Raw genomic sequence first — 2,457 nt, 5'->3', positions numbered from 1 at the left:
CTGTTCACCCCCACCGGCCCTCGGCGCGCCCTCGGGCAGAGTCGCAGACCGCTCCGGCGGACGGCCCGTCACCGCCGTCCGCGCGCCCCTCGGCAGAGTTGGATACCGCTCCGGCTTACGGCCCGTCACCGCCGTCCGCCGCGATTTTCCGACGCGTCCGCCGGGGATTGCGCCCGCCGACCCCGTTGCGGGCAGCGCCTTTAAAAGAAATTTGCCGAGCCGGATACGGGGTGTCATCGGCCGGTACCCTCACGCGCAGTCCCAGCTCACTGACACCTGAGTGAGCGCTCGCTCATCCGGGCCCTGCGACACCCCGGCCGAGCGGGGGAGACAAGCGCCCCCGCGATTCGCTACTGTTCCAGTCGTTCGAGATCCCATGTTCTGATCATCGTGCCGCATTCGTTCTAGGTGGAGGCGTCAGTGGCCGTGCGCGCAGGGAGCGGAGCGGACCGGTCCGCGCGGGCGGGTATCGGCCGTCTCGACTCCATGCCTTTGCGCCGAAAGCTCGACATCCTCGTCGCGACTCCACTTCTGATCATTCTTCTGTTGATCGCACCCACCTCCTTCGGATATGTGCGGGCGGCGGCGCAGTGGAACACCGCGGCGTCCGAGATGAGTCAGGCCGAGCAGGTCAGTGAGTTGATCAACGCGCTGGAGATCGAGCAGACCGTCGCGGTCGGCCTCCAGGGCACCTCCAGCCTCCCCAGCCACCCGGCGCAGGACTCGGTCCAGCTGCTCAAGACGTACGCCGCGAGCACCGACCTGACGCTCGCCACCGTCCGCCGCAGCCTCAAGCCCGCCACCTCCTCCGCGCTCGGCCAGGCCGTCGCCGAGGCCGTCTGGGAGACGCAGGGCGTCAGCGGCGCCCGCGCCACCGCGATGCAGCCCGCCGCCGACAAGAGCGCCGCCGTCGAGACCGGCTACGGCACCGCGATCCAAGAGCTCTACAACGCCCTCGACATGGACGCCCTCGCCGAGAACGGCGGCACCGCGGCCTTCGACATGGACGAGCTCGGCTCCCTCTACGACGCCGACATGCGCGAGCACAACCGCGAGATCGACCTGCTGGCCCTGACCAACCAGGCCGACCTCGACGCCACCGAGGGCGGCGCCGCGCTCGACTGGCCCGACCTGAGCGCGGTCGAGCGCGACTACGGCGTCAGCCAGAACGAGGCCGAGCGCTTCGAGGGCATCGCCACCTCCGTCGACACCAACCGCTTCCAGCTCGCCGTCGACTCGATCGCGCAGTCCTACCTCGACTCCGAGCAGCAGAACGTCGAGGAGGAGCTCTCCAGCCGGGACCCGGCCACCGCCGTGGACCAGGTGCTGACGGCCGATCAGCTCGGCATGCAGAACCTCGTGGGCCTCAGCAGCTCCACGGGCCTGCTGCAGGCCGCCGTCCAGTCGACCCAGAGCCGCGACACGATGGAGCAGCAGGTCTCCGCCGACGTCATCGCCTCCGCGAAGCACCAGGCGAAGATCCAGTCGGCCTACGGCCTCGCGCTCGTCGCCGGCGCAGTCCTCGTGCTGATCATGCTGGTCGTGCTCGAATACCGGGTCCGCCGCTCCGTGGTCAACCCGATGCTCGCGCTCACCCGCGCCGCCACCAAGATCTCCGACGTCACCCGCGCCGACCTCGAACGCGTCGCCGACGAGGACGACACCGGCGACCCGCAGGCCGTCCCGGTCTTCGAGAAGGTGCCCGTCGTCACCAGCGACGAGATCGGCAAGCTCGCCGAGGCCTTCAACCGCGTCCAGGACAGCGCCGTGCGCGTCCTCGAACGGCAGATGGCCGTCCGCCGCAACACCGCCGAGATGTTCGGCAACGTCGGCCGCCGCATCCACAACCTGACCGGCCGCCAGCTCTCCCTGATCGACGCCGCCGAGCGCGAGGAGACCGACCCCTCGGTCCTCGAGCGCCTCTACCGCATCGACCACATCGCCGTCCGCCTCCAGCGCGGCGCCGACAGCCTGATGCTGCTGTCCGGAGAGACCGAGCCCGTACTCAGCGAGGACCCGCTGCGCCTGACCGACGTGGTCCGCAGCGCCGTGGGCCGCGTCGAGGGCTACCAGCGTGTGGTCCTGGCCGCCGAGGGCGACGTCACCGTCGCCCCCGCCGCCGTCGGCGACCTGACCCTGATCGTCGCCGAGCTCGTCGAGAACGCGGTCTCCTTCTCGCCGCAGACCTCCTCGGTCGACATCTCCGTCCGCCCCACGGCCCAAGGCGCGTACATCGAGATCGTCGACCACGGCGTCGGCATGACCACCGCGCGCCTGGCCGAGGAGAACGCCCGCCTCGTGCGCCGGGAACGCCTCGACCTGGCACCGACCAAGGTCCTCGGCCTCTTCGTGGTCGGCCGCCTCGCCCGCAGGTCCGGCATCGCAGTCCGCCTGACCGCCACCGCGGGCGGCGGCGTGACGGTCAGACTCGACATCGGCCCCGGCCTCCTCTTCGAC

The 2,457-nt window shown here is 70.6% G+C and carries 1 protein-coding gene; it reads left to right on the top strand.

Annotated features, from left to right (window positions below; genetic code table 11):
- Window positions 1-546 precede the first annotated feature (546 nt).
- The coding region (locus KDK95_RS34465; protein ID WP_212522561.1) for a sensor histidine kinase at window positions 547-2,457 on the top strand (1,911 nt) is incomplete at its 3' end.

The sequence above is a fragment of the Actinospica acidithermotolerans genome (genome assembly GCF_018139625.1).
GTDB classification, from domain to species: domain Bacteria; phylum Actinomycetota; class Actinomycetes; order Streptomycetales; family Catenulisporaceae; genus Actinospica; species Actinospica acidithermotolerans.
This window is presented reverse-complemented; position numbering and strand designations above follow the sequence as displayed.